This is a genomic window from Vibrio sp. ED004 (assembly GCF_023206395.1).
Taxonomy (GTDB): domain Bacteria; phylum Pseudomonadota; class Gammaproteobacteria; order Enterobacterales; family Vibrionaceae; genus Vibrio.
In genome coordinates, this window is record NZ_CP066149.1 from 2534325 (window position 1) to 2556655 (window position 22331).

Here is a 22331-nt window from a genome sequence, read left to right on the forward strand (position 1 = left end):
TTTCTTAGGTTTTCGGGAAGATCGGCTTATTTTAAAACCGACGATATGGTGTTAAACAACCATTGGTTTAGAGGATCGTTTTTCTGTGCACGCCTACAGCTCATAACATAGGTGATATCAAACCCTTGAACGTTAGGTAAGTCGATAACTCGGCAGCCTTTTGGAACGTTGTCAGTCATGGTTAACCCGAAATGATCGGATTGGAGAACGATTTTATGACTCATTACTGGGTGTTCAACTTCAACCTTCGGCTCAATGTGGTAGCCAACATTGCTGAGTCTCTCTAGCATATGGTATCTATGATCGTTCCATCCAGGTGTCTTTAGTACGACCATTGGATATTTGACTAGCGCTTTTATATCTTGCGCGGGGTGATCTTCTCTAACGAAAAATACCGCTTTATCTTCGCCGATTTCTCTTTGGGCAATAGATTGAGGAAGTGCGTCATCGAAGCTATGGATCGCGACAGATTTTTCTCCATCAATCATGTTGTTTTTGGCGCTGTTGTCCCAGCGAAGGAAAGAAAACTTTGCATTCGGCGCGTCTTGAATTAATGCCAGGTACAGTTTGTCGCCAAACCTATCCCAAAACAGTGTATTGGCATAAATATGGACCGGCTCTCGTAATGATTGAGGAGCGAATTCACGGTGTTTAATAGAATCCGCATAACTCAAAATATTCTCAAAGTTATCCATGTTTGCTTCAACAAACGCTGTGGGTTCAAAGCCTTGTTTTGTTTGGATAAATAAAGGGTCATCAAGCTGAGACTTTAGTTTTGTTAGGTTTTTGCTGATTGCCCCTGATGTTTTTCCAAGCTCTTCAGCAACCAGTTTTACGTTGCGCAGCTCATACATTTTTTTTAGTACGATGATGTTTTGAAGATCTAAGTTGAGGTTCATTTTAAACTTCTCCAAATTCGACTGTTTCATCATAGCGCTATTCTTCATTTGAAATAAATAAAATTTAAACAATGAGATAGAAGCGACAAATATTATAATTCAACGCAATTTCCAATTTGGAAACGTCGCCTTTAGTCGCTAAATCCATCATAAGTTTATAGATTGAATCCAACGCGAAATACACCGATTTGGTGTCGATTGCATAACGTTAGAGTTCCAGGTTAGAGAGGTTCCTATGAGCAATAAAAGAGTACTAATTACAGGTGTTGGTGGCGTAGGTGTATTTGCTGCGCATTTGGTGGCTGCATTGCCGGGTGTTGATTTGTTCTTGGGAGATATTCGCGAGAATTTCATTAAGCATAAGGCTTGCTGCATTAAAGATAATGCGATGTGGTCTAATCCTGAAAAACCATACCCTAACGTGACTCCTGTCGTGATGGATCTAATGGATGTGGAGTCGACAACGTCACAATTGCATGAGATCAAACCTGATGTAGTGATTCATCTTGCTAGCTTATTGGCGGCAGGAAAGATTCGAACAGCTGTTCCTCTTGAGATAGCAAAAACTATTTATGATGCCAACCCTGTCGGTACTGGGTTACGTCCATGGGCTCCTGGACATGCCGTGTTGCTCGTAAACCTGATGAAATCACTTCATGCTGCAGGCTTAGAAGAGACAAAAGTTATCAACGGTTCTGGCTGTGATTTCTTACATGTAGCGCTAAAGTCTCGTGGCCTTGCCCCTACTTGTGGCCTCGGTGATTTTGCTTTAGGTGAGCCAGCGTTAAAGCGTATCATCTCTCGAAAATACGGCGTTGAACAAAGTGATGTTCGTATCCATTTAGCAGGGCATCATTCATTGATTATGCCGTTAATGTTTGTGGGTACGAATCAAAATATCCCTTATTACATTGATGTGGCTGTGCTAGGCCGTAATGTCACGGCAGAGCTTGATTTTGAAAACGATATCTTCCCACTGATGATTGATGAGAATACGTGGCCTGCGGAAGTTGGGCTTTCAGATCAAGAGCAGACTGCAGCACATGGCGTAGCGATAGCTCGAGCTATTTTGTTTGATACTAATGAAGTCATGAATGTCCCAGCACCACAAGGTTTACCGGGCTGCTACCCAGCAAGGGTTAATGCAAACGGTGTTGAGGTGATTGTTCCAGAAGGGACCAGCCTTGAAGAGATGGTTGAAGTAAACCGAGCTGGTAATGTTGCTGAAGGTTTCAAAGAAATTCGTGAAGATGGCACTATGGTTGCGACGGATTTGACGGTAGAGATCATCGAAAGAACGTTCGGTATTGAATGGAAATACAAAGCATTCACACCAGACAATGCTTTTGAAGCATTTAAAGAGATCAATACAGCATTCAATCGTTTCGTTGAAGATTATCACGCAAATAATCCAGCGTAACGAATTCTGTACTTTTTAAAAAGCAGGCTGTCATAGCCTGCTTTTTTTGTTGCTGACGGGTTGGATTTCCTAGTTAGAAATCTTGCATTTAGTCGCTATGACTCGAAGATATTAAGACAATGATTACGTCGATATGGATCGTCATTTTTTCTATGGATAAGGATCTCGCTATCCAATTTAGCTACTGAGGAATAAGTTATGAGCAATAAAAGAGTATTGATTACAGGTGTTGGTGGTGTTGGTGTTTTTGCTTCTCATTTAGTTGGTGCGTTACCTGGTGTAGAGTTATATCTCGGCGACATTCGTGAAGACTACATCACATTTAAAGCGAATAGCGTTAAAGATAACGCGTTTTATTCAAATGACGGTTCAACGTATCCGGTCGTTGAACCAGTAAAAATGAACTTAATGGATGTAGAAGAAACAACTAAACAGTTAGAAGAGATTCGTCCAGATGTCATTATTCATTTAGCAAGCTTACTCGCCGCCCAAAAAATTCGTGAGCGCTTACCTGTGGATATAGCCAAGACGATTTATGATCCAAATCCTGTAGGAACAGGTTTACGACCATGGGCGCCGGGCCATGCTGTATTGCTAACAAATCTAATGCGATCTGTAAAAGCAAGTGGAATCAAAACGCATGTAATCAATGGTTCTGGCTGTGACTTCCTTCATGTGGCGCTAAGTAAATATGGGTTAGAGCCAACGTGTGGTTTAGGAGACTTTGCTCTGATTGAGCCGTCGGTAACTCGTATTTTAGCTAAGCAATTTAATGTATCACCGCGCGATATTTCAATGCGTATGGCTGGGCACCACTCTATCGTTATGCCTCTGAGCTTCTTCGGAGAAACCTCGGGGGTGCCTTATTATATTGATGTCACTGTAAATGGTCGAAACGTAAGTAACGAGATCGACTTTGAGAAAGACGTATTCCCTCATATCCCGAAAGAAACATCATGGCCGACCAATGCCCAAGCTAGTGATCAAGAACAAACTGCCGCTCACGCTGTCCGAATTGCGAAAGCGATATTGTTTGATTCTCAAGAAATGCTCAACGTTCCGGCTCCTCAAGGTCTGCCAGGCTGCTATCCAGCAAGAGTTGGAGCAAATGGCGTTGAAGTGGTGATTCCTGCAGGAACGACATTGGAAGAACTTGTTGCTATCAACAATGAGGGAAATGTTGCTGAAGGCTTCCAAGAAATTAGAGAGGACGGGACCATGGTTGCAACAGCTCGAACAGTCGAATTAGTCGAACAAACTTTTGGTATTGATTGGAAATACAAAGAGTTCACTCCGGATAACGCGCAAGAGGCGTTCAATGAAATAAACAGTGCTTTCTGGCACTTCATTGAAAAGTTTGAAGCCGAGCAAGTAAAAGAAAATGTGAGCGCTTAAGAGAATAATGCGTCATAAAACCGTAACCAAAGCCAGCTTAGATAGCTGGCTTTGTTCTTTTAAATCAATCGAATAAAAGTAGTTTCTGGTTGGTAAATACTGGCTTTCCTCGTTTATTGCTATGCCGATGATTAAGATGAATTTAGTTTAAAAATACATCAACAGTGAGGATAAATTATGACTCTACTAACAAACAAAATTGCCATTATCACTGGTGCAGCATCTGGTATAGGCCTTGATTGTGTTCGCCTTTTTTTGGATGAAGGGGCTCAAGTTATTGCCGGTGATATTAACATCTCTCCAGAGATTCTTTCTATCAGCGAAGAAAGCAGCCGTTGCTTTTTACGACCGCGGATGTGACATCTGAAAGTGATCATCAAAAGATGGTTGAGCTAGCGATTGAAAAATTCGGCAAAGTAGATATTTGTTTTAATAATGCGGGCATTATTGGTGATACGGGTAGTTTAGGCGCTGATCAAGATATGAACTTATTCGATACAGTATTTAACGTGAATGTTCGTGGCGTGGCATTGGCAATGAATACGCAGATCAAATATTTCTTATCAGCTGGGATTAAAAACCCAGCGATCATTAATACTTCGTCAATTGCTGGTCAAGCTGCAGTCCCAGGTTGTGCTCCTTATATTGCTTCTAAGCATGCGGTGGTCGGGTTAACTAAAACTTATGCAGTGGATTATGCGAAGTATGGCATTCGCATCAATATGGTAGCTCCTGGTGTGATTGCCACCCCAATGATAACCGAAGATGCGGATGAAGAGCGAGCGGCTGCTACATTGGCTGCACATCCAATTGGCCGCATTGGAGAGCCTCGTGAAATCAGTGAGCTAGTCGCATTCCTAGGTTCAGATCGAGCAGGATTCATCAACGGTGCTTATTATAACGTGGATGGTGGTTATTTAGCTATTTAAAAATCTATTGTTATGGTCTCCTATTTTTCATAACGAGCGTTTATTCGCTTCTTTGGCCAGCCGTCGGGGCTGGTCTTTTTTTTGTTTTCAGCCCTAAACCACCTACTTCAATAGGTGGTTATCATTCAGTTTGGCTTTGCCTGTAGTTCTACCCATGTTAAATGCTCCCTTGATTTTTAGCGAAGTCAAAGAGGACAAATAACATGAGCAGATATAATCAAGCTTCCCACGTATTTTGGAGATGTCAATATCACATAGTGTGGACACCAAAGTATCGATTTAGGATTTTGAAAAACAATGTAGGTAAAGAAGTTTATCGATGTATAAACGTTTACTGTAATCAACTTGGATGTGAAGTCGTTGAATTAAACGTTCAAGTTGACCACGTGCACTTGGTAGTAAAAGTTCCGCCTAAGTTATCGATATCCAAGTTGATGGGCGTATTGAAAGGCAAAATAGCTTTAAAACTCTTTAGTAAATTTCCATATTTAAGGAGAAACAAACTCTGGGGTAACCACTTTTGGCAAAGGGGCTATTTTGTCGATAGCGTAGGGGTTAATGAAGAAATCATTCGACGCTATGTAAGACATCAAGAGAAAAAAGAGCGCGTGGAGCAGCAGCAATTGGCGTTGGACTAAACAAAGGCCCCCTTTTAGGGGGCTCACATAAAGCCACCTTCTTTAGAAGGTGGTAATTTACTTATATCTTTGGATATGAGTGAGGTGAAGGTGATGAAATGAAAAAAGTATTTCTCTCTATAGTTGTTTTGTATGGGATGTCAATCGGTCAGGTGAGTGCCTTGAGCTTATTCTTGGAGTCATCACAAAAGGACATCGGTCACCGGTACTTCAACCACTTTGTTGAGGCCTACAGTGAGCCTGTGGACTCACAAAAGAAGAGCAGGTCGCTTAGGTGCTCTGAATATGATGAGGCTTTCTTCAGTACGCACCCTCCTCACCTTTACGTATCTCAAGACAGTACAGTGGCCACTACTCAATTTACTTCAAAATTGCAATATCCAGCCTCGTGTTATTTCCCCTTCGTACTTGATGAATAATGAGTTACTTCCATCTGGTAAATCTTGAGTTTCCTCGCCCACCGTGAGGCTAAAAATTACGATAACAACATCAATCAGTCATTCATTTTTCTTCATCCATATGCGAGGACAATATTATGAAAATGCTAAACGATAAAGTTGCAGTGGTTACAGGTGCGGGTTCAGGGATTGGACGAAGCATTGCTATTGATTACGCCCAACAAGGTGCGAAAATCGTAGTCTCTGATATTAACGAACAAGGCGGTATGGATACTGTAAACCACATTGTGGCGTTTGGTGGAACTGCGTGTTTCCAATATGCGAATGTGGCGAGCTTAGAAGATAATTTAGCGTTGGTGGAGCGTGCGGTTGCTGAATATGGTCACTTGGACATCGCATGTAATAACGCAGGTGTAAGTCATGAGCTGCATCAAACTGGTGATATTTCTGTTGAGAGCTGGAAGTTTGTTATGGATGTGAACTTAACTGGCGTGTTCTATGGAATGAAAGCGCAAATAGAGCAGATGAGGAAAAGTGGCGGTGGCAGTATTGTGAATATCGGTTCTGTACTTAGTCAGCGTGGATTTCAAGGTGCAGGCGCCTATGTTGCAACTAAGCATGCAGTCGTTGGTTTGACTAAAAATGCTGCGTTGGATCATGCAGCTGAAGGCATCCGTGTAAATTGTGTTGGGCCTGCATATGTGAATACACCGTTAGTTACTGCTGCACTCAATGAACAACAAGTCGAAGGCTTAAAAGCGCTTCATGCGATGGGACGTTTAGGAGAAGAACAAGAGATCGCAGATCTGGTGACTTTTGTCAGCTCAGACAAGGCTAGCTTCATCACTGGCGAATACTATGCAGCAGATGGAGGCTACCTCATCCGCTGATATTGGTTCTAGCTTGTATTCAGTGCCGCAGTTGCGGCACATTTTTCTTAAAATAAAGAGGCTTGTTATGAAATCTACTACGCTCGCACCTTCAGAAAACACGGGGCTAAAAAAGTGGTTTCCGTTGTTTGTTCTGCTTGCTGCACAGTTTTCTACAATGTCAGACAATGCAGGGCTGGCAGTATCTACAGAAGCTATGATCGCATTATTCAACGCATCCATGGCTGAAATTCAAATGGCAAATGCGATTTATCCACTGGTGGCTGCAGCCGGGATGATAACAGGCGGCTTAACAGGCCTAATAATCGGTTGGAAACGCCAAATGTTGTTAGGAGCTGCTTTAATGGCGAGCTCAGCATTTGTTAGTGCTGTCGCACCCAATATGATGGTGTTAAATACGGTTGCTCGATTTTCCTGTGGGGTTGCTGGTTGTCTTCTAATACCTGCGGTACTTGCAAATGTGGCAGGTATTTATAAAGGAAAAGATCAGGCAATTGCATTTGCTGCTATTGCTGCATTTCTTGGTGTAGCTAGTGCTCTAGCGCCTGTCATTTTTGGTGTGATGATTGATATAGCAGGCTTTAGAGCAGCGTTTGCAGTGCAAGGTATTTACTGTGCCGTTTTGACAGCCGCTGTGTTTATAATTATTCCAAATATTGATTCTGATAAGTTTAAAGGAAGAGTTGATTTCGTTGGTATTGCTGCGGCTGCGATTGGTTTAGCTTTCTTTGTGACAGGGTTGTTGAAGGTATCAGAGTGGGGGCTTGTTGACCCTATAGGTGATTTCCAACTATTTGGAATTTCCCCGGCTTTACCTAGTGTATTGCTTGGTGTGGCTATTTTGATTGGCCTGATCAAGTGGGAAAAGCACTTTGAACTCACTGGTGGTACGCCATTGCTACCCCAAATTTTTATTACTAATCAACAGGTCCTACGTGGTCTATATCTTTGTGCGACGGTATTTTTGTTGTTTGGCTTCACATCGTTTGTCAATGTAAGCTACATGCAGTTAGTCGCTGGCTTTAACGCCATTGAGTCTGCATCTGCATTAGTGTGCTTTGCGGCGGGTATGATTATCGGTTCAATCTCGACAACAAAAGCACTAAGTCACCTATCTTGCAAACGAGTAACCCAATTAGGATTTGTTTTAGTTTCTGTGGGTATACTGTTGATGTTTTTTGGCTTCTCGGTCGAAGGTATTACAGCGTGGCAGTATGTTTCATTGCTCATTTTTGGCACTGGGTGCGGCATTGTCGCTTCCCAATCATCTTTGGTGGTGACTAATGCATTACCAGAAAAAGAAGCGAGACAGTCGGGGGGGATTCAAGCAACGTTCCGTAATTTCGGACAAGCGATGGGAGTGGCGATTCTAGGTTCTATTATGCTGTTCTCATTTACGGGCGAAATTCAAAAGGGTTCAATCCAGGACTCAATGCTATCACCACAGACACAACAAGTTATATCAGAGCAAAAGCTTATCCCATTTTCATCGAATGAGATGATTGTGGATATGATGAAGAATAGTGTCATTGAGAAATCTGAATGGCAGCCTGTCTTAGATATTGTTGCGGATTCAAGGCTTGCATCGGTTCAATACACAATGTTTGTACTTTTAGTATGGATGTCTCTTTCTATCTTTGTTTGTAATGGGTTGCCTAATTACTCGTTGATGCAAGACCGGAAAAAAGAACCGGTCGAGTTGTAAAAATACACAATCACGAGTTTTAACCTAGTAGTTATACTTTGGAGCCCGGTTTGCGTGCTTTGATAGGCCTTGTCACATAAAGCGACAAGGCCTTTTTAACTCGTATTGGAGAACGCCCCCACCATTGTATTTTAATACAATGGTGTTTTTTAACTAGAGTAGTACAGCATATTCACGCGTGTTTTATGAGATCTTGAGCGCTTGGAAATAGGAGCTTTCCTCTTCAATGTGAGAGTGTGTAGATAAACTGGTTGCACATTAAAGTTGAAGGAGAAGCCCTATGAATGTTTGTACTCATTTCCCTAAAAGTAGCCTAACTAAAAAAGCACAGTTTGCTTACGGTGTTGGTGAAGAGCAACGTGAAGTTTTGATTGATAAAGTCATTGTGGATTACATCGAAGAACATTGCTCTCCGTTGTTAAATCCTAAGCGAACTATTGAACTTATTCTCTTAGAAAATGTTCACTTTATTGAACATGCCAGGCAGAAAACTCAGAAAAAAGATGCACTTGAAGATTATGTCGTTAATGCTATTTCTGCATCGTTGATGAACGTCACTCCAGTTTCTTATGACGCAAACCAAGTTGTTGACGTGAAGTTTGATAATTTGGTTTTTCAATGTGGAAAGTTAGTGTCGAAAACGATCAAAATTCCACAGTTCATACTTTGTATGATGAGGGAGCAAGACGTCATTCAAATCGTTGAGGATGAAGTTATCAATATTGAGGCTAAAAACTTCGATTTTGCGCTCTTTGTCGATTATATCCGTGGTGTTTTATTCTCCACATTATTTGAGCATAAAGTGGAAGCTGATAATTGGGTCCATTGACTATAAAAGCCACGTATCCCATACGTGGCTTTGTTGTAAATTCGATATGGTGGTCAATCAGAGAATGATAAATAAAGAAGTGTACGGTCAGAATTTGAGATTCAGGCTTTTGATAGTAGGTATATAGAGCTAGGGGGAGAACCAAGTTAGCTCGATAACCTGAGGGGTAAGAGCTATAGGCTTATCTATGATTTTCATGACACAGATACAAAAACAGCGCATTACCAGAAAGCGTTAACTAACTGATAATACGCTGTTTCCAAACGTTTGGTGGAGCTGGCGGGAGGTGCTTCCAAAGTCTTCTATTATTGGTTAGCTCGGGTTTAGATTAATACCAATGCTTGTTTTTGGTGTGCTCTACTGCATGAGTTTTGAGCTGAGTGCTCAATAAACACATCAAGCTCTATCTTCTCGATCTAATTCTTGCTCAAATTTAATTTGTTAAGCATAGCAATAGAGTTATCAAAGATAGCTTCGGTTATGTGTTTTGGGAAACCTTCAGGTAAGCGGGCAGCGAGGCGCTCAATTGCTTTAGGTAATTCAGTTTGCATGTCATCTAATATGGTTTGCATGCTATCAGAATTAAAGCCAACTGAATTAGCGGTATCAAGAAAGTGGCGGGAGTAGATCTTGCTTATCTGGTATTTCTTACCACGGCTTGCTTTTAACCCCATTGCTAACTTTAACTTTCTGATGTTCAGTCCTTTTTTTCCTGTGATAGGGTAAGCCGACAAAATGTCATAAAAAGGTGTTAAGCGATAACTACCTTGCTTTTCAATAAATATTGCGTATTTCGGTGATTGCGAACGCTTGTTTCGGTTTATTCCGAACACCTGAACCAACACTTTTTCTCTTTCCCTATTTTTACTCTAAGTGTTCGGATTGCGCCAGTTTTCTCATTGACTCACCTCCCAGTTCTATTCTATGACTATTGTGTACCAGCCGATCCATTAGAGCGTCAGCGACGGTGGCGTTGCCGATCATGTTGTACCACTCCTTTACGGGTAGTTGGCTGATGACGATTGTGCTGCTGTTTTGGTAGCGGTCTTCAAGCACTTCTAACAAGTGACCTGCATGCTCTTGAGGCAGTTTTTCCATCCCCCAGTCGTCGAGGATCAGTAAGCCTTTCTTAGCCAACGATTGAAGCTGTTTTTGATAGCTACCATCCAGACGCCCTGCGGTCAGATCATCAAGCAAGCGAGTTAATCGGTAGTATCTGACCGTCTGTTGTTGTTCACAGGCGCTGGTTGCAAGTGCGCAGCCAAGATACGTTTTGCCTGCTCCTGTTGGACCTGTGATCAAGATGTTCTGGTGCTTGTGTAGATAGCTACCCGTTAGAAGTTCGCTCATCTGCTTGCGGTTGAGGTTTCGTCCTTCTTTGTAGATAAGTTGGCTCGGCTGAGCATCCACTCTGAGCTTGGCTTGCCGTTTTAGGCGTTGGATTTTGTTCTGGTTACGGTTCAAGATCTCACTTTCCAGAAGCAGGCTTAACCGCTCCTCGAAGTCCAGCTCAGCGTAAGTGGTCAGTTGCTCTTGTTGCTGCTCTAACGCTTTCGCTGCATGGCTCAAGCGGAGGGTTTTGAGTTGGTCATTAAGTGCGTTCATATCCTTTCTCCTAGTGATAACTGTTCGGGCCACGAACATTGCTGTGAACAAGGTTCGGCGTGTTTGTTTTATCTTTACTCAGTTGCCCTTCACGATTGTTCTTGAGTAGATTGTTGACGAAGGTGTAATTGGGTTTTGTCAGCATCAGTGCATCTTTACAGGCTTGCTCTAGGCGCGATTCGCCATGGGCTTTGCTTAGGTTGAGCAACCCAAGGCAGGAACGATAAGACAACTCTGGGTGAGGCTTGGAGTTCAGCATCTTATTGACGACTTCTCGTGTGGCTGGTCCTATATTGGATCCCCAGTTGAGCAAGCGTCCGGGCGACCATTTCTGGTGTTGATGATTACTCGGCATGTGCTCTGCGTTGGTGCTATTTCCGCGTTCTCTTTGGCTGCGTGGATGTTGGGCGACTAAGTTACCTTGATGGTAGATCTGCACCAGACGGTTGGAGGCTTCCAGCTCAACATAGTGGCCAACAAGTTGATGGGGTACCGAGTAGTAATGGCGGCGATATTCGATGTGATAATCGGGCCCAACTTTGGCTCGCTTGGTTTCGGTATATAGATACCTCTGCTTAGGAAGGGGCTTTAACGCGGGTTTATCGAGTTTGTCGAACAGTGCTTTGCGGCTCGCACCATACTGCTTCATCTCACGTTCGTTTAAGTCATTCATAAGCTCACGGATGGCGAGGTTCAACTCTTTGAAGGTATGGAAGGTTTGATGGCGAAGTCGCATCATGATCCAACGTTCAACGAGGAGGACAGCATTCTCTGCCTTGGCTTTGTCTTTCGGTTTGTAGGGGCGAGCTGGCATTACGGCAGTTTGATAGTGATTTGCCAGTTTTTGATAGCTTTCATTAAGCCTCGGTTCATAACGGTTAGCTTTGCTGACCGCGCTGCGAAGATTATCGGGAACCAAGAGCTGTGGTACACCATCGAAGTGTTCGAACGCATTGGCATGCGCCTCTAACCAGTATGACTTACCTTGACTTGGGAAGGCTTCAACATAGGTGTAATTGGACGCACCTAAGGTCGCCACGAACACTTCTGCTTCGCGCACTTCACCTGTATCAGGGTTGACCACCTGAAGCCTCGGCCCACAGTAATCGATAAACAACTTATCACCCGCAACATGAAGCTGGCGCATGCTGCGCTTTTGGGTTTTGAACCAACGAGTAAAGTGCTCGCAGAACTGAGTGTAAGCGTAGGCTTGCTCTTGATATTGCTCGTGATATTCCTGCCACAACAACATCTTTGTCATGCCTTTACGCTTAAGTTCGACAGCGTACTGAGCGAAGTCTGGCATAACCTTATTTCGACTGGCTTGCTTCGAATGATATAGGGCTTTGGTAAGGTCTGTATCACTGCAACCATCTGGGAGAGGCCAGCCTATCTGACTTTGCTTAAAGCGAGCGACAAGCTCTGAGACTGTTGCAAGGCTGACATTGAGACAACTAGCAATACTACGGTAGGACAACCCACACTCATACTTAAGGCGTAATATCTCTTTGATTTTGTTCATTGGAGTTCTCTTTTTAGCCATTGTCGCTTCCTTACGTTCTTGTTTAAGAAGTAAAGAATAGCGAGCTATTGATTTAAAAGAGAAAAAGGAAGGATTTCGGGGATTCCGAACGCGGTTTTCGCTATTCCGAACGCTGATTTCGGAGTTCGCTTAAAAGTGTTCGGATAATCGCGGAATGTGCGTTCGGATTAAACCGAAATAGGTGTTCGGGTCATACCGAAATGGCTGTTCGGAATGCTCCGAAATACGCAAATATTGAATAGTTCTTTGCATGCCCATCAATAGCGCCTATAGCCCATTGGAAAACTTGAAACTTCATGAAGTTATACCTGTCTTCCAGTGCATTTGATGAGCCTTCAAGTAGCTTCATAATATCGGCTATTCCTGGTCCCCCATCACTTTCGTACTTTATAGATGAAGGGATCCCTTTAGCTTGACAGATATCTTCCTGAGGAAGGCGCAATAGTTGTGTACGATCCTTAATCCAACGTCTATCAAAGCGCTCAACAGCAATGGCTTTATAATTATGGGTTGTGATGATCTCGACTTTCGGCACATCAAACCCCAGCTCTCTAGCTAACTCAATACAGATGAACTCATTCTCGACACTTTCAGTCAGATCTAAAATAGAGGTGGGCTGTTTAATTTCACCTATAGGCAGTTTAATGATATGGCTTGTAGGTGTGTTCCCTTTGGGCAAACACCAAGCTCCATTTAACCTTAGTAATGCTGTTTTTTCTTGAGCGCCAGCAACAGATATTCGGAAGTCATCTTCTTCCTTAATCATACCTAATGGTATATCGGAATGATGGGCAGCTAAGATTTTTTCAAGCCGAGATTCATCAAGAAGTTCGTATGATAGTTTGTTCTCGATATATGGTTGACTTGGTGGGAGCAGAGCAATGGCACCTACGCTGTCTTTACCAATTTCCTTTAGAAGATCAAAAGGCTGGTTTGAAGCTGTCTGATAGCGAGCAACAATCCTATTACGTATAGCAATATTGTCTGGTAGTAGGTTGTCGAAGTAGTTGATAACGGCATCAGAAGTTATCGTAGGTACTTGTAGCTTAAGAGATAAAGATAATGGGCGAGATTTGTCGTTACTTAGCCAAGACTCATTATATTTAAATTCATGAGAGCCATTGTTTTGCTTTGTTAGAGTACCGACCAACTCACCATTCATATAGGCATTAAGCTGTTGCATTACCAATCTTCCTCATCAACAGTGCTTTGACTATTTTTTGCATCTTTGGGTTCGATTTTAAGGGTGAGATCTAATGCTTGGATAAGCTTGAACATTGTTGAAATAGTGGCCTTTTCTGGTCTATTTTCAAAGTTCGAAATGGTTGCTTGTTTTATCCCTACTTTTTTTGCTAGCTCAGACTGAGTCCACCTATTCTTTTGGCGTATTAGCAGTAAAGTATTGGCTAATTGTTGTGGGCTATAAATCACAAGTTATCACTCCTTACTATGAGGTTTCATCCCCATGAGAGGATATTGGTCATTCTATCCCAACAAAGGGATATATATAACTTTATACCTTATAGGGGATATTGCAAGCTATATACCTTGTAGAGGATAAAGTAGGATTATCAAAGCCTTTAGCTTAAAGAGGTATTGCAAGAAGGTAGATACCAGCCTTTGTTAGACTTGTCGCTAAGTTCTTCTGTCGACTAGCGATTATCCGTGCGGGTAAGGTGAGATGATGGTTACACGTAAGTAGATCAAATATGCCACACAAAGTTGATTAGAAATACTGATTTTGAAGCGCAATGAGGTGGTTCGAAACTAAAGTCATGGCAATCAAAAGTACTTTAAACTGTACGTCCCCCTGTGAGTGAAAGCACAGGCGATTAAGAAATAAATAATGGTAACGCAAGGCATTAGCATCATCCAAGTTGGATGTGCGGAGGCTACGTTTGATTTATTTACGACTTTTGAAGGTGTGTTGAAAGCGAGAGGGGGCTTGAAAGCGAAAGTGCAAGGTACCTTTTACCGGGAGTGAAAGGTGGCGCGTTTAGTACCTTCTTTTAGTACGAATAGCATAATTAATGATTATAAATACAAAAAGGGCGATAACTCAGTGAGTTACCGCCCTTTCCAAACGTTTGGTGGAGCATTTTGAAAAGCAAACAGATGGCTCTATCCCTTGCTGTATAAGGCTTTGTGCTAATTGGAATATAGCTTGGGAATAAACTGGGGAATACGTGATTTTATGTCTGATTTTGATACGTAAATCACGCTTTTCTTCAGATTACTATCGGTTCAACTTCCTAATCAGGAACTGAACTGGCAGCGATAATCATCAAGTAGGTAACACAAAGAGCTTTTGCTCTTTGTGCTTTCTATGTTCTGATTAGATAGCTTATCTATAAATTAAAGCTCAATTTCAGTGATGAGTGGTGATTGTTTAAGGAAGTGCTTACATCTAGCCACAACGATTTCACGGTATCGGTTTAAATAAGGTAATTGTGAATCAGAAGTAGGAGTGACGAGAGATATAGCATCATCAATGTTTTTTATAACGTCATTTGCGATCTTTACTAGGCTCTGTTGAAGCAATTTTGGTGAAATACCACAATCGTCAGCAAACTCTACAAGTTGGTAGGCATTAATAGAATCTGAGTCAAATTCATCCCCAATTGCCATCGCAAGATCCTGCTCAAATTCAGGGTACATTCTTACATTGACTAGATCGTAAAGTGGCGTTGGTGTTAAGCCCGATTTTTGGACAAAGAAACTGAAGTTTTTGCCATGTGCATCTGCGTTATAAATGCAGAGATTGAACATTGCCCACTTTAGGATCGCTAGTTTTGCCGCTAATGGGTTTTCACATTGCTCTGTTACCGAAAAAAGTCGGGCAAAGCTGACACCATCACGAATATGACTGACATCCCTTTGTTTACCTAAGTTTCGTTCATATTTTCTATCGACACCTAGGTTACAAGCTTGACAGGCATCGATCATATGCCTTCGTTTCACACTTGTTGAGCTAAATAGCTTTCGATCAAACCTCTCTACAATTAAGGCTGGAAATTGGTCAAAATACCGCAACTCAACATCAGCAACATCTAGTTCAACTAGCTTCGCTAACTTCATCGTCACAAATTCATTTATGACAAGGTGTTGTTGGTCATTTTTTTCGAACTTCACAATATGAGTTGAGCATAGTTCACCCTCTCCAAACCCTAAGTTTCCATCGATAGATAAAACGTTTAGCTTAGATTGAACCCCCGCTACAGATAGTCTTGGCTTTCCTTCCCATATTTCTAAATACCAAAGCTCAGGGTCAGATAGTTTCTTAATTAATTCACTATCATTGATTGGGTTGAAAGAGGTTTCAGTTTGAACAGGAGAAACACCTTCGGATAAGAACATCATGGCACCTGATGTATCTGTTCCAATACCACCAACTTGTGCAAATACGTTTGAACGTGATACGCCAAGAAAGTCGATCAAATAATCTAACCCTTTATTTTCAGGGAGCAAATTCTGTAAGAACCTCCTGATATTGACTGATGGTATATCAGAGTTAAATGGAAGGTGTGGCGATATGGGAAACCCATTATCAATCCAATCTTGCTTGTAGATTACAGATAGAGCATCACTTTCTTTACTCAGTGATAGCTTGCCTATGACTTGCTGGCTATAGACTATATCGAGGATGTATTGATTAGACCCAGACGTCATTACCTTTCTCCTGTGATGGGACTGAAGCATCTAAGTCTTGCCATGGTTGTATCGATATCTTTATCCCTAGAGCAGACACAACTTTCATTAAAGAGGTTAGTTTAATATCGGAGCTGCCTTGTTCAATTTTTATGTAGGTTTGTTTTGAAACACCAGAAAGCAATGCTGCATCTTGCTGGGTGATTTTACTTTGAGTTCTTTTTGCTTTGATCGCCTCACCAAGTAGTGATGGTGTGAACACCTGGCTTAGATCTGGTGACTCAGTTGCTTTTACTTTCTTAACCATGGAACCTCCATATAGCATGATACGGTAAAGTATACCTTGGTAGACTTTTAAGTTGTTTATACGTAGATTTTAAATAAAAGTCTATTAAAGTTAACCTTTATGGCGAGTACATTGAGTTATTCCATAAAAGTCTACAGTAGTGAGCTTTTATGCTTGTAAACTTGGCGATCTTATTAAAAGTCTAATGTGACTTACTTTATGTAATGAAAGAACAATAGAGAACTCAAAGCCATGGGGCTTTGAGCTACCTAAAGTATGGCTAACTCTCTATCGGAACCTTAAGGTGGTCGTTCAAGTATTGTGTGTAATACAAAGGCATTACAACATTGTCTTGCTCTAGTGCATTGGAGCCTTGTGTTCCTGTTAGTTTGATTGTCTTGTGTGGCTTACACTTCGATATATAGGATTGCAGTGACCTAGCACGAGTCCTTTTGCCACTCTTTACTTCTATAGGAATTATACGACCAACCTCATCGGCAATGACAAACTCAATCTCAGCTCTAGCATCCCCCCATGAAAAAGTCGGTTCGTAGCCCAGTGCTGCAAGTTCTTGTTGAACAAAGTTTTCAGCAACGTAGCCTTTGTATTCGTACCCTTGTTGCTTTATTTCACGGTAATTTGTCGCGAGCATGTGATTAAGTAGTCCTACATCAAATAGAAACAGCTTTATAGCATTCTCTTTTTGATAGGCTGATAAGGGCGATCTAGGTTGCCCATCGATAGGGTAATTCTTCAAGGTTAGTCTGCATTTATGTAGCCATGTAATGGCACTTTCGTATTCAGCATATCGAGATTTACGCTGATGGACGCCTTTAAACTTGAAACGTTTTACTGAATCATCAAATACTGACGATAACTGTGAAGGAATGTTTCTGAATACGGACTCTATAAGTGTGGCATCGACTTTATCCGAGTACTTGCCAAAGTCTCTTAAGTAACCTTGAATTAAGTTGCTTTGAACGTCTGAAACAAGCTCCGTTCGTTCAATGATACTTCTGTCTGAATGAGTAAACCAAGCATCAACAGCTTCAGGCATTCCGCCCACAAAGTAATAATCAGTAAGCATGCCGAATAGCTTTGTATGTGCAACTTCAGAGTTCACTTGCTGCTCAAATGCTTTAATGAGTGGCTTTTCTTCACTTGCCCAAAGAAACTCTTTAAATGTTAATGGTCTTAAGTTGTGTTGTTCAACCTTACCGACAGGAAAGGATGTAAGTAAACCAATGTTAGAGCCACTTGCTGCAATATAAGCTTGTGGTGCTTTCTCGGAAAAATACTTCAAGGCAGTGACCGCTTTTGGACACTCACCTATCTCATCGAGGATCAGTAGATCAGTGGCGAGGTCAAATACCTCTCCCGTTAATAGTTCAATATTGGTAATGATATCGTCAGGATTTAGAGAGTTAGAAAATGCTTCTCTGAACTGCGGCTCTTCTAAGAAATCAATTCTTATAACTTTGTTAAAATTTTGACCTAGTAGTTCCTGTAACAGATAAGTTTTACCCGTCTGTCTGGCACCATCGATCAAGAGCGGTTTTCTTGATGGTTTATTTTTCCAGCTCAGCAGTTTGTCTAAGATTGATCGTTTCATACCATGTTGCTCGTATTTTGGTTACGCTTAATCTCACCTTATCATATTAATGCGCTTGTTTGTGTATTGATATTACACTTTTATGCGCATAAAAGTGTGGGAAATGTTCTTTTGTATGCGCATTAAAATGTTGATTTTTGATTTGATACAAGGGACGTTGCGATATTACCAATCTTCCTCATCAAGAATGCCGTTGTTCTCATTTCTTGTTTCAATCTTTACTGTCAGATCTAAGGCTTGAATGATTTTAAACATGGTAGAGAGCGTGGCTTTATTTGGTCTATTTTCAAAGTTAGAAATGGTAGCTTGCTTTATGCCGACTCTCTTTGCCACTTCGGACTGAGTCCATTTATTTTTTTGTCGTATTAGCAGTAAACTATTAGCGAGTTGCTGTGGACTATAAATCACAATTCGTCATTCCTTACGATTATTGATGCTTACTTTTCACAAGGGATTCAAGCAGCACTATCCCTACTAGGGTATATTATTAACATTATACCTTTGTTGGGATAAAACCAAGAGTCGCTCTACTAGGGAATAAAGTAGAACAATCAAAGCCCTTGGCTTTGACTTATCTATATACAGGATGATATTTAGCATGGATGAGCTTGAGTCAGTAAATCAAAGAATTGAACAGTTGAAATCCGAGCTATCTCAGCTTGAGAAAAGACGAAATGAGTTACTGTCTAGTACTGTGAATCCAGAGCAAACTCTGTTAACTCCAGGACAGAAAATCGAACTATTTCAAAGTTACTTCCGAGGAAATCACCACTGTTTCGCTAATCGTTGGCAAAACGCGGCAGGTCGAAATGGTTACTCAATAGCTTGCTCCAATGAGTGGCAGCAAGGGATATGTGAAAAGCCGAAGGTAAAGTGTTTAGAGTGCTTGAATCAAGCTTTTAAACCTTTGGATAGAGATGCGATCTATCGTCACTTAACTGGCGCTGAAGTCATTGGCTTATATCCTATACAGCCTGACAATTCGTGTTTCTTATTAGCCATAGATTTTGATAAAAGCGACTGGCTTCAGGCATCTCAAGCTTATGTTGAAGCGTGTGAGTTTTATGCTCTGGATTGTTTGTGGGAGCGCTCTCGTTCAGGTAAAGGAGCGCATGTCTGGATTTTCTTTGAATCCGCAACAACAGCAAAGGATGCAAGAGAGTTAGGCTTTCTTCTCTTAGACAAAGCGATGCAAATCCATAGTGCATTAGCTTTTGATTCTTATGACCGACTCTTCCCTAATCAGGATGTTTTACCCACTGGCGGTATCGGCAATCTAATCGCTTTACCCTTACAAAAACAAGCAAGGGCTAATCAAAACTCAGTGTTTTTGGATCGTTTTGGTCAAGCCTATGCCGATCAATGGTTGGCACTAAAATCAGTTCAGAAAGTACCAGTATCTAAACTTGAAAAGCTGATATCGGCTATAGATAAAAAAGCTAAACAACCAGACGTTAATGACTTGAAACCATGGGAACGTAACGTATTGCCAACATCGGGCATTGATGGGTGTCCGTCAAACGTAACCGTAGTATTGGCAAACCGCATTTATTTACCTCTCTCAGAGCTTCCTAATCCATTAGTCGCTAGACTCAAAAAGTTAGCATCATTTTCTAACCCCAAGTTTTTTAAAGCGCAAGGCATGCGTCTTTCAACTAATGGTATAGCTCGCTTTATATGCTTAGCGGAGTTAGATAATGGCTATTTAAGCTTACCTAGAGGCTGCCTTGATGATGTACAGGAAATCTTGGCGGATCTGCATATCAAGGTAGATCTCGTTGATAAAAGAACGCTTGGGCAGAGGTTGGAGTTAGTTAACTTTCAGGGTGAGTTACGACAATCACAGCAAAAAGCAGTGGACTCCTTGCTTAAGTTTGATTGCGGTGTGCTACATGCTCCAACTGCTTTCGGTAAGACGGTGACGGCTATCGGTCTGATAGCTCAACGCAAAGTTAATACGCTGATTTTAGTGCATAGCAAGCAACTCGCAGACCAATGGAAGGAACGTCTAACAGCCTTCTCTGACGGCATTGATATCGGTATTTATACTGGGGCAAGGAAAAAACCAACAGCTCAAGTCGATATTGCTACCTATCAAAGCCTGATAAGCCGAAGTGATAATACTGTAAACCCAATAATACAGGAGTATGGTCAGATCATTGTTGATGAATGCCATCATTTATCTGCACCGCAATATGAACGCGTGTTGTCAGAGGCTCATGCGAAATATGTCTATGGAGTAAGCGCGACTTTAGAACGTAGAGATGGGCATCAACCCATTATTTTCATGCAATTGGGTAGGGTGAGACACACGATCAAGGTTGATAAAGCATTTCAATTCCAACAGATACTGCATTGTAGAAAACTAGCGTATGTCCCACAGCTTGCTCTGACTAATGATGAATCAAAGCCACATATCTCAGAAGTTTATCGTTGGCTTATGGAGAACCCAGAGAGAAACAAGCAAATCTTATCTGATACTCAATCTGAAATCTTGAAAGGTCGAGTTCCTATCATTTTGACTGAACGAAGAGAGCATGCTGCCACTCTCTATAATGCTTTAATTGAAGAGGGCGTTAAAGCTCAGCTACTTGTTGGAGCTATGAAGAAAAAGTCTTTGAAACAAGTAATGGAGCAGCTCGATTCAGCTCAGGTACTTGTTGCCACAGGAAAATTTGTCGGTGAAGGGTTTGATTTACCGAGACTTGATACATTGATCTTAGCGCTACCTGTATCGTGGAAAGGCTCGTTAATACAGTATATAGGACGAATTCAAAGGCAATATCAAGGTAAAACAGAAGTGAAGGTGATTGACTACGTAGATACTAAATTACCAATGCTACAACGAATGTTTAAGAAGCGAGAGAAAGGCTATAAAGCCCTTGGTTTTGAAGAGGAAGTACAAGGACGTGGTTATCAGCCTTCATTAGACTTGCCTGTAGATACTGCATCTGAGTAGTTGAGTGAGACTGAAGTTACATAAGGGTGGATGCTGTCCATTGTTTGCTTATGAGATCAAACATTGTGATTGCAGTTAAAGTGAAGCTAGACTATTAGTATGATTGATTAAGGTGTTTTTGATGATGAAACGTAAGCCGTTAAAATATGACATAAAAGAGTTAATGAGAAATACTGATTTTGAAGCGCAACGGAATGACCCGCGACTAAAATTATGGCAATCAAAAGCACTTTACACTACGCGTCACTCGGTGAGTGAAAGCTCGGACGGTCAAGAAGCAAAACGTGGTAACGCAAGGTGATCTAAGGATCGCTGTAATTACTCAAATTTTATGCTGAAAGATCGAAAGTTCAGTATAATTCATTTAAATTAACGGAACTTCTGATCAATCTCTTCATATCTGCACAGTACTGGTGCAGAACTACTGAAAGTTTAGTATTAATTAAAGCGATCCTTAGATCACCCCAACTCGTTACTTACGTGCGCAACGATAGAATACACGTCCCTTAATGATTAGATACGTATCAAGAGTTAGTTTTAGTTGCTTTTGTGAAATCTCCGCCAAGTTGAAATAGACACTCCAGCTAGCTGACAAGCATTTACTTGTGAAAGACCATTTTTGGATATGTACTCGTTTGCCAAAGTACATTTATCAATGGTTTCTTGAGTTTGTTGCTTACCTTTGTATTTACCGTCTTTTTTGGCTTTCTCAATCCCTTCTGCCTGCCTTCTTCTGCGGTCTTCATAGTCCTTTGAAGCAATAACAGCGAGCACATCAAAAAGAAGTTCATTAATTTTCTTGAAGATAATGCTGGTAAGTTCATCAGTGACTGAGTCGCTTTTTTTCAGAAGTTGATAGCTTGTAGGAATATCAAGCGCAACGATAGATACTCCAGATTGAACTAGCTTGTTTTTCAGTCTTTCCCAATCATCAGAAGACAGACGCGTTAATCGATCTAACTGCTCAACAAGGATGGTGTCGCCATCTTTGGCAATGTCGATCATCTGATTCAGAACTGGTCGGTCAAAATCTCGACCAGATGCGTTTTCAACGAAGTACTTATCCACTCTAACCTTTTGCTTATCAGCAAATGTATCGATGTAAGCTCTCGCTCGATTTGCATCTTGTTCTGAAGTTGAAGCTCTCAAATAGCCATAAATCATACCGTCATTACCCGCTAGTTCATTTAGATATCTTTATGAACTATAGTTCATTTAAGTTGTGTTTTAAACCAAATGAACTATTGGTTCGTATAGATGTGATGGGTATACCCATAAGAACCATTATTTAAGGCTAAGTTTCTGTAGCTAGAAATACCAAAGTCTATAGTTAGGGTAAGAACAGTGTTCATGGGGGAGGGAGTATATGAAAATCCCACCAGTGGGACTCTGGCATAGGCAGCGTAACCTTAATCTAAATTTGGTAGGTGTTGAACATTAGCTTCAATATTCATTGGTAGTGAAACACCAATTCCCAAAATCCCACCAGTGGGATTCTGGCATAGGCAACGTAACCTTAATCTCAATCTCAATTTGGTAGGTGTTGAACATCAGTTTCAATATTCATTGATAGTG

The 22331-nt window shown here is 41.4% G+C and carries 20 protein-coding genes and 1 pseudogene; 10 read left to right on the forward strand and 11 right to left on the reverse strand.

The window, feature by feature from the left end; translation table 11 throughout:
* Positions 1–26 precede the first annotated feature (26 nt).
* Positions 27–899 carry a LysR family transcriptional regulator gene (locus ITG10_RS11420; protein ID WP_017632215.1) on the reverse strand — a complete coding sequence of 291 codons (873 nt, stop codon included), beginning with the start codon at positions 897–899 and terminating at the stop codon, positions 27–29.
* 235 nt (positions 900–1134) lie between these two features.
* Between ITG10_RS11420 and ITG10_RS11425 the strand changes: the two genes are divergently transcribed.
* From ITG10_RS11425 to ITG10_RS11455, 8 genes are all read left to right on the forward strand, one after another.
* Positions 1135–2319, forward strand: a complete 1185-nt coding sequence (locus ITG10_RS11425; protein WP_017632214.1) for a hypothetical protein — start codon at positions 1135–1137, stop codon at positions 2317–2319.
* A 198-nt stretch (positions 2320–2517) separates the two neighbouring features.
* Complete coding sequence (locus ITG10_RS11430; RefSeq protein WP_017632213.1) at positions 2518–3714, forward strand: hypothetical protein; 1197 nt, start codon at positions 2518–2520, stop codon at positions 3712–3714.
* Between the two features lie 177 nt (positions 3715–3891).
* Positions 3892–4074, forward strand: a complete 183-nt coding sequence (locus tag ITG10_RS26305; RefSeq protein WP_017632212.1) for an SDR family NAD(P)-dependent oxidoreductase — start codon at positions 3892–3894, stop codon at positions 4072–4074.
* A complete protein-coding gene (locus ITG10_RS11435) occupies positions 4071–4643 on the forward strand; it encodes an SDR family oxidoreductase (protein ID WP_017632211.1) in 573 nt (190 codons plus the stop codon). The genes ITG10_RS26305 and ITG10_RS11435 overlap by 4 nt, the downstream gene beginning before the upstream one ends.
* Before the next feature lie 203 nt (positions 4644–4846).
* Positions 4847–5281 (forward strand): IS200/IS605 family transposase, encoded by a 435-nt coding sequence (gene tnpA, locus ITG10_RS11440; RefSeq protein ID WP_017633274.1) that lies wholly within the window; start codon positions 4847–4849, stop codon positions 5279–5281.
* A 535-nt stretch (positions 5282–5816) separates the two neighbouring features.
* Positions 5817–6569, forward strand: a complete 753-nt coding sequence (locus ITG10_RS11445; protein WP_017631302.1) for a glucose 1-dehydrogenase — start codon at positions 5817–5819, stop codon at positions 6567–6569.
* A gap of 67 nt (positions 6570–6636) precedes the next feature.
* Positions 6637–8274, forward strand: coding sequence for an MFS transporter (locus tag ITG10_RS11450; protein WP_017631303.1), 1638 nt, complete (start codon positions 6637–6639; stop codon positions 8272–8274).
* A 280-nt stretch (positions 8275–8554) separates the two neighbouring features.
* Positions 8555–9103, forward strand: coding sequence for a hypothetical protein (locus tag ITG10_RS11455; RefSeq protein ID WP_017631304.1), 549 nt, complete (start codon positions 8555–8557; stop codon positions 9101–9103).
* A gap of 416 nt (positions 9104–9519) precedes the next feature.
* On the opposite strand, the gene ITG10_RS11460 is transcribed toward ITG10_RS11455, so the two are convergent.
* The 9 genes and pseudogenes from ITG10_RS11460 to hipB (ITG10_RS11500) all read right to left on the reverse strand — a co-directional run bounded on the left by ITG10_RS11460 (position 9520) and on the right by hipB (ITG10_RS11500) (position 18205).
* Positions 9520–9948, reverse strand: coding sequence for a HipA domain-containing protein (locus tag ITG10_RS11460; protein ID WP_348983556.1), 429 nt, complete (start codon positions 9946–9948; stop codon positions 9520–9522).
* A gap of 19 nt (positions 9949–9967) precedes the next feature.
* The gene (gene istB, locus ITG10_RS11465; protein ID WP_016785948.1) at positions 9968–10708 is read right to left on the reverse strand and encodes an IS21-like element ISVch3 family helper ATPase IstB; all 741 of its coding nucleotides are present in this window, start codon (positions 10706–10708) and stop codon (positions 9968–9970) included.
* 10 nt (positions 10709–10718) lie between these two features.
* Positions 10719–12251: an IS21 family transposase gene (gene istA, locus ITG10_RS11470; protein WP_017632332.1), complete on the reverse strand. Its 1533-nt coding sequence runs from the start codon at positions 12249–12251 to the stop codon at positions 10719–10721.
* A 229-nt stretch (positions 12252–12480) separates the two neighbouring features.
* Positions 12481–13434, reverse strand: a pseudogene (locus ITG10_RS11475) (HipA domain-containing protein); the annotation flags it as partial.
* On the reverse strand, positions 13434–13682 hold the full coding sequence (hipB, locus tag ITG10_RS11480; protein WP_017110259.1) for a type II toxin-antitoxin system antitoxin HipB: 249 nt from the start codon (positions 13680–13682) through the stop codon (positions 13434–13436). The gene hipB (ITG10_RS11480) and the pseudogene ITG10_RS11475, both read right to left, overlap by 1 nt.
* Positions 13683–14606: 924 nt before the next feature.
* Positions 14607–15920, reverse strand: a complete 1314-nt coding sequence (locus tag ITG10_RS11485; protein WP_248386400.1) for a HipA domain-containing protein — start codon at positions 15918–15920, stop codon at positions 14607–14609.
* Positions 15904–16206, reverse strand: coding sequence for a helix-turn-helix transcriptional regulator (locus ITG10_RS11490; protein WP_017104942.1), 303 nt, complete (start codon positions 16204–16206; stop codon positions 15904–15906). Before ITG10_RS11490 ends, ITG10_RS11485 begins: the two co-directional genes overlap by 17 nt.
* A 259-nt stretch (positions 16207–16465) precedes the next feature.
* Positions 16466–17797, reverse strand: coding sequence for an AAA family ATPase (locus ITG10_RS11495; protein WP_248386401.1), 1332 nt, complete (start codon positions 17795–17797; stop codon positions 16466–16468).
* 165 nt (positions 17798–17962) lie between these two features.
* Complete coding sequence (gene hipB / locus ITG10_RS11500; RefSeq protein ID WP_017632363.1) at positions 17963–18205, reverse strand: type II toxin-antitoxin system antitoxin HipB; 243 nt, start codon at positions 18203–18205, stop codon at positions 17963–17965.
* 190 nt (positions 18206–18395) lie between these two features.
* Between hipB (ITG10_RS11500) and ITG10_RS11505 the strand changes: the two genes are divergently transcribed.
* Positions 18396–20756: a DEAD/DEAH box helicase gene (locus tag ITG10_RS11505; protein WP_248386402.1), complete on the forward strand. Its 2361-nt coding sequence runs from the start codon at positions 18396–18398 to the stop codon at positions 20754–20756.
* Between the two features lie 121 nt (positions 20757–20877).
* On the forward strand, positions 20878–21057 hold the full coding sequence (locus ITG10_RS11510; RefSeq protein ID WP_017632364.1) for a hypothetical protein: 180 nt from the start codon (positions 20878–20880) through the stop codon (positions 21055–21057).
* A 236-nt stretch (positions 21058–21293) separates the two neighbouring features.
* Here the strand turns inward: ITG10_RS11510 and ITG10_RS11515 are convergent, their stop codons facing one another.
* Positions 21294–21920 carry a recombinase family protein gene (locus tag ITG10_RS11515; RefSeq protein WP_017632365.1) on the reverse strand — a complete coding sequence of 209 codons (627 nt, stop codon included), beginning with the start codon at positions 21918–21920 and terminating at the stop codon, positions 21294–21296.
* Positions 21921–22331 lie beyond the last annotated feature (411 nt).

What these genes read in the sequence shown, in the direction of transcription:
- ITG10_RS11510 (WP_017632364.1), top strand. Translation starts at nt 20,878, where the DNA reads ATGATGAAACGTAAGCCGTTAAAATATGACATAAAAGAGTTAATGAGA.
- ITG10_RS11485 (WP_248386400.1), bottom strand. Translation starts at nt 15,920, where the DNA reads ATGACGTCTGGGTCTAATCAATACATCCTCGATATAGTCTATAGCCAG.
- ITG10_RS11490 (WP_017104942.1), bottom strand. Translation starts at nt 16,206, where the DNA reads ATGGTTAAGAAAGTAAAAGCAACTGAGTCACCAGATCTAAGCCAGGTG.
- istA (WP_017632332.1), bottom strand. Translation starts at nt 12,251, where the DNA reads ATGGCTAAAAAGAGAACTCCAATGAACAAAATCAAAGAGATATTACGC.
- ITG10_RS11425 (WP_017632214.1), top strand. Translation starts at nt 1,135, where the DNA reads ATGAGCAATAAAAGAGTACTAATTACAGGTGTTGGTGGCGTAGGTGTA.
- ITG10_RS11445 (WP_017631302.1), top strand. Translation starts at nt 5,817, where the DNA reads ATGAAAATGCTAAACGATAAAGTTGCAGTGGTTACAGGTGCGGGTTCA.
- ITG10_RS11420 (WP_017632215.1), bottom strand. Translation starts at nt 899, where the DNA reads ATGAACCTCAACTTAGATCTTCAAAACATCATCGTACTAAAAAAAATG.
- ITG10_RS11430 (WP_017632213.1), top strand. Translation starts at nt 2,518, where the DNA reads ATGAGCAATAAAAGAGTATTGATTACAGGTGTTGGTGGTGTTGGTGTT.
- ITG10_RS11450 (WP_017631303.1), top strand. Translation starts at nt 6,637, where the DNA reads ATGAAATCTACTACGCTCGCACCTTCAGAAAACACGGGGCTAAAAAAG.
- ITG10_RS11495 (WP_248386401.1), bottom strand. Translation starts at nt 17,797, where the DNA reads ATGAAACGATCAATCTTAGACAAACTGCTGAGCTGGAAAAATAAACCA.
- ITG10_RS26305 (WP_017632212.1), top strand. Translation starts at nt 3,892, where the DNA reads ATGACTCTACTAACAAACAAAATTGCCATTATCACTGGTGCAGCATCT.
- tnpA (WP_017633274.1), top strand. Translation starts at nt 4,847, where the DNA reads ATGAGCAGATATAATCAAGCTTCCCACGTATTTTGGAGATGTCAATAT.
- ITG10_RS11515 (WP_017632365.1), bottom strand. Translation starts at nt 21,920, where the DNA reads ATGATTTATGGCTATTTGAGAGCTTCAACTTCAGAACAAGATGCAAAT.
- ITG10_RS11505 (WP_248386402.1), top strand. Translation starts at nt 18,396, where the DNA reads ATGGATGAGCTTGAGTCAGTAAATCAAAGAATTGAACAGTTGAAATCC.
- ITG10_RS11455 (WP_017631304.1), top strand. Translation starts at nt 8,555, where the DNA reads ATGAATGTTTGTACTCATTTCCCTAAAAGTAGCCTAACTAAAAAAGCA.
- istB (WP_016785948.1), bottom strand. Translation starts at nt 10,708, where the DNA reads ATGAACGCACTTAATGACCAACTCAAAACCCTCCGCTTGAGCCATGCA.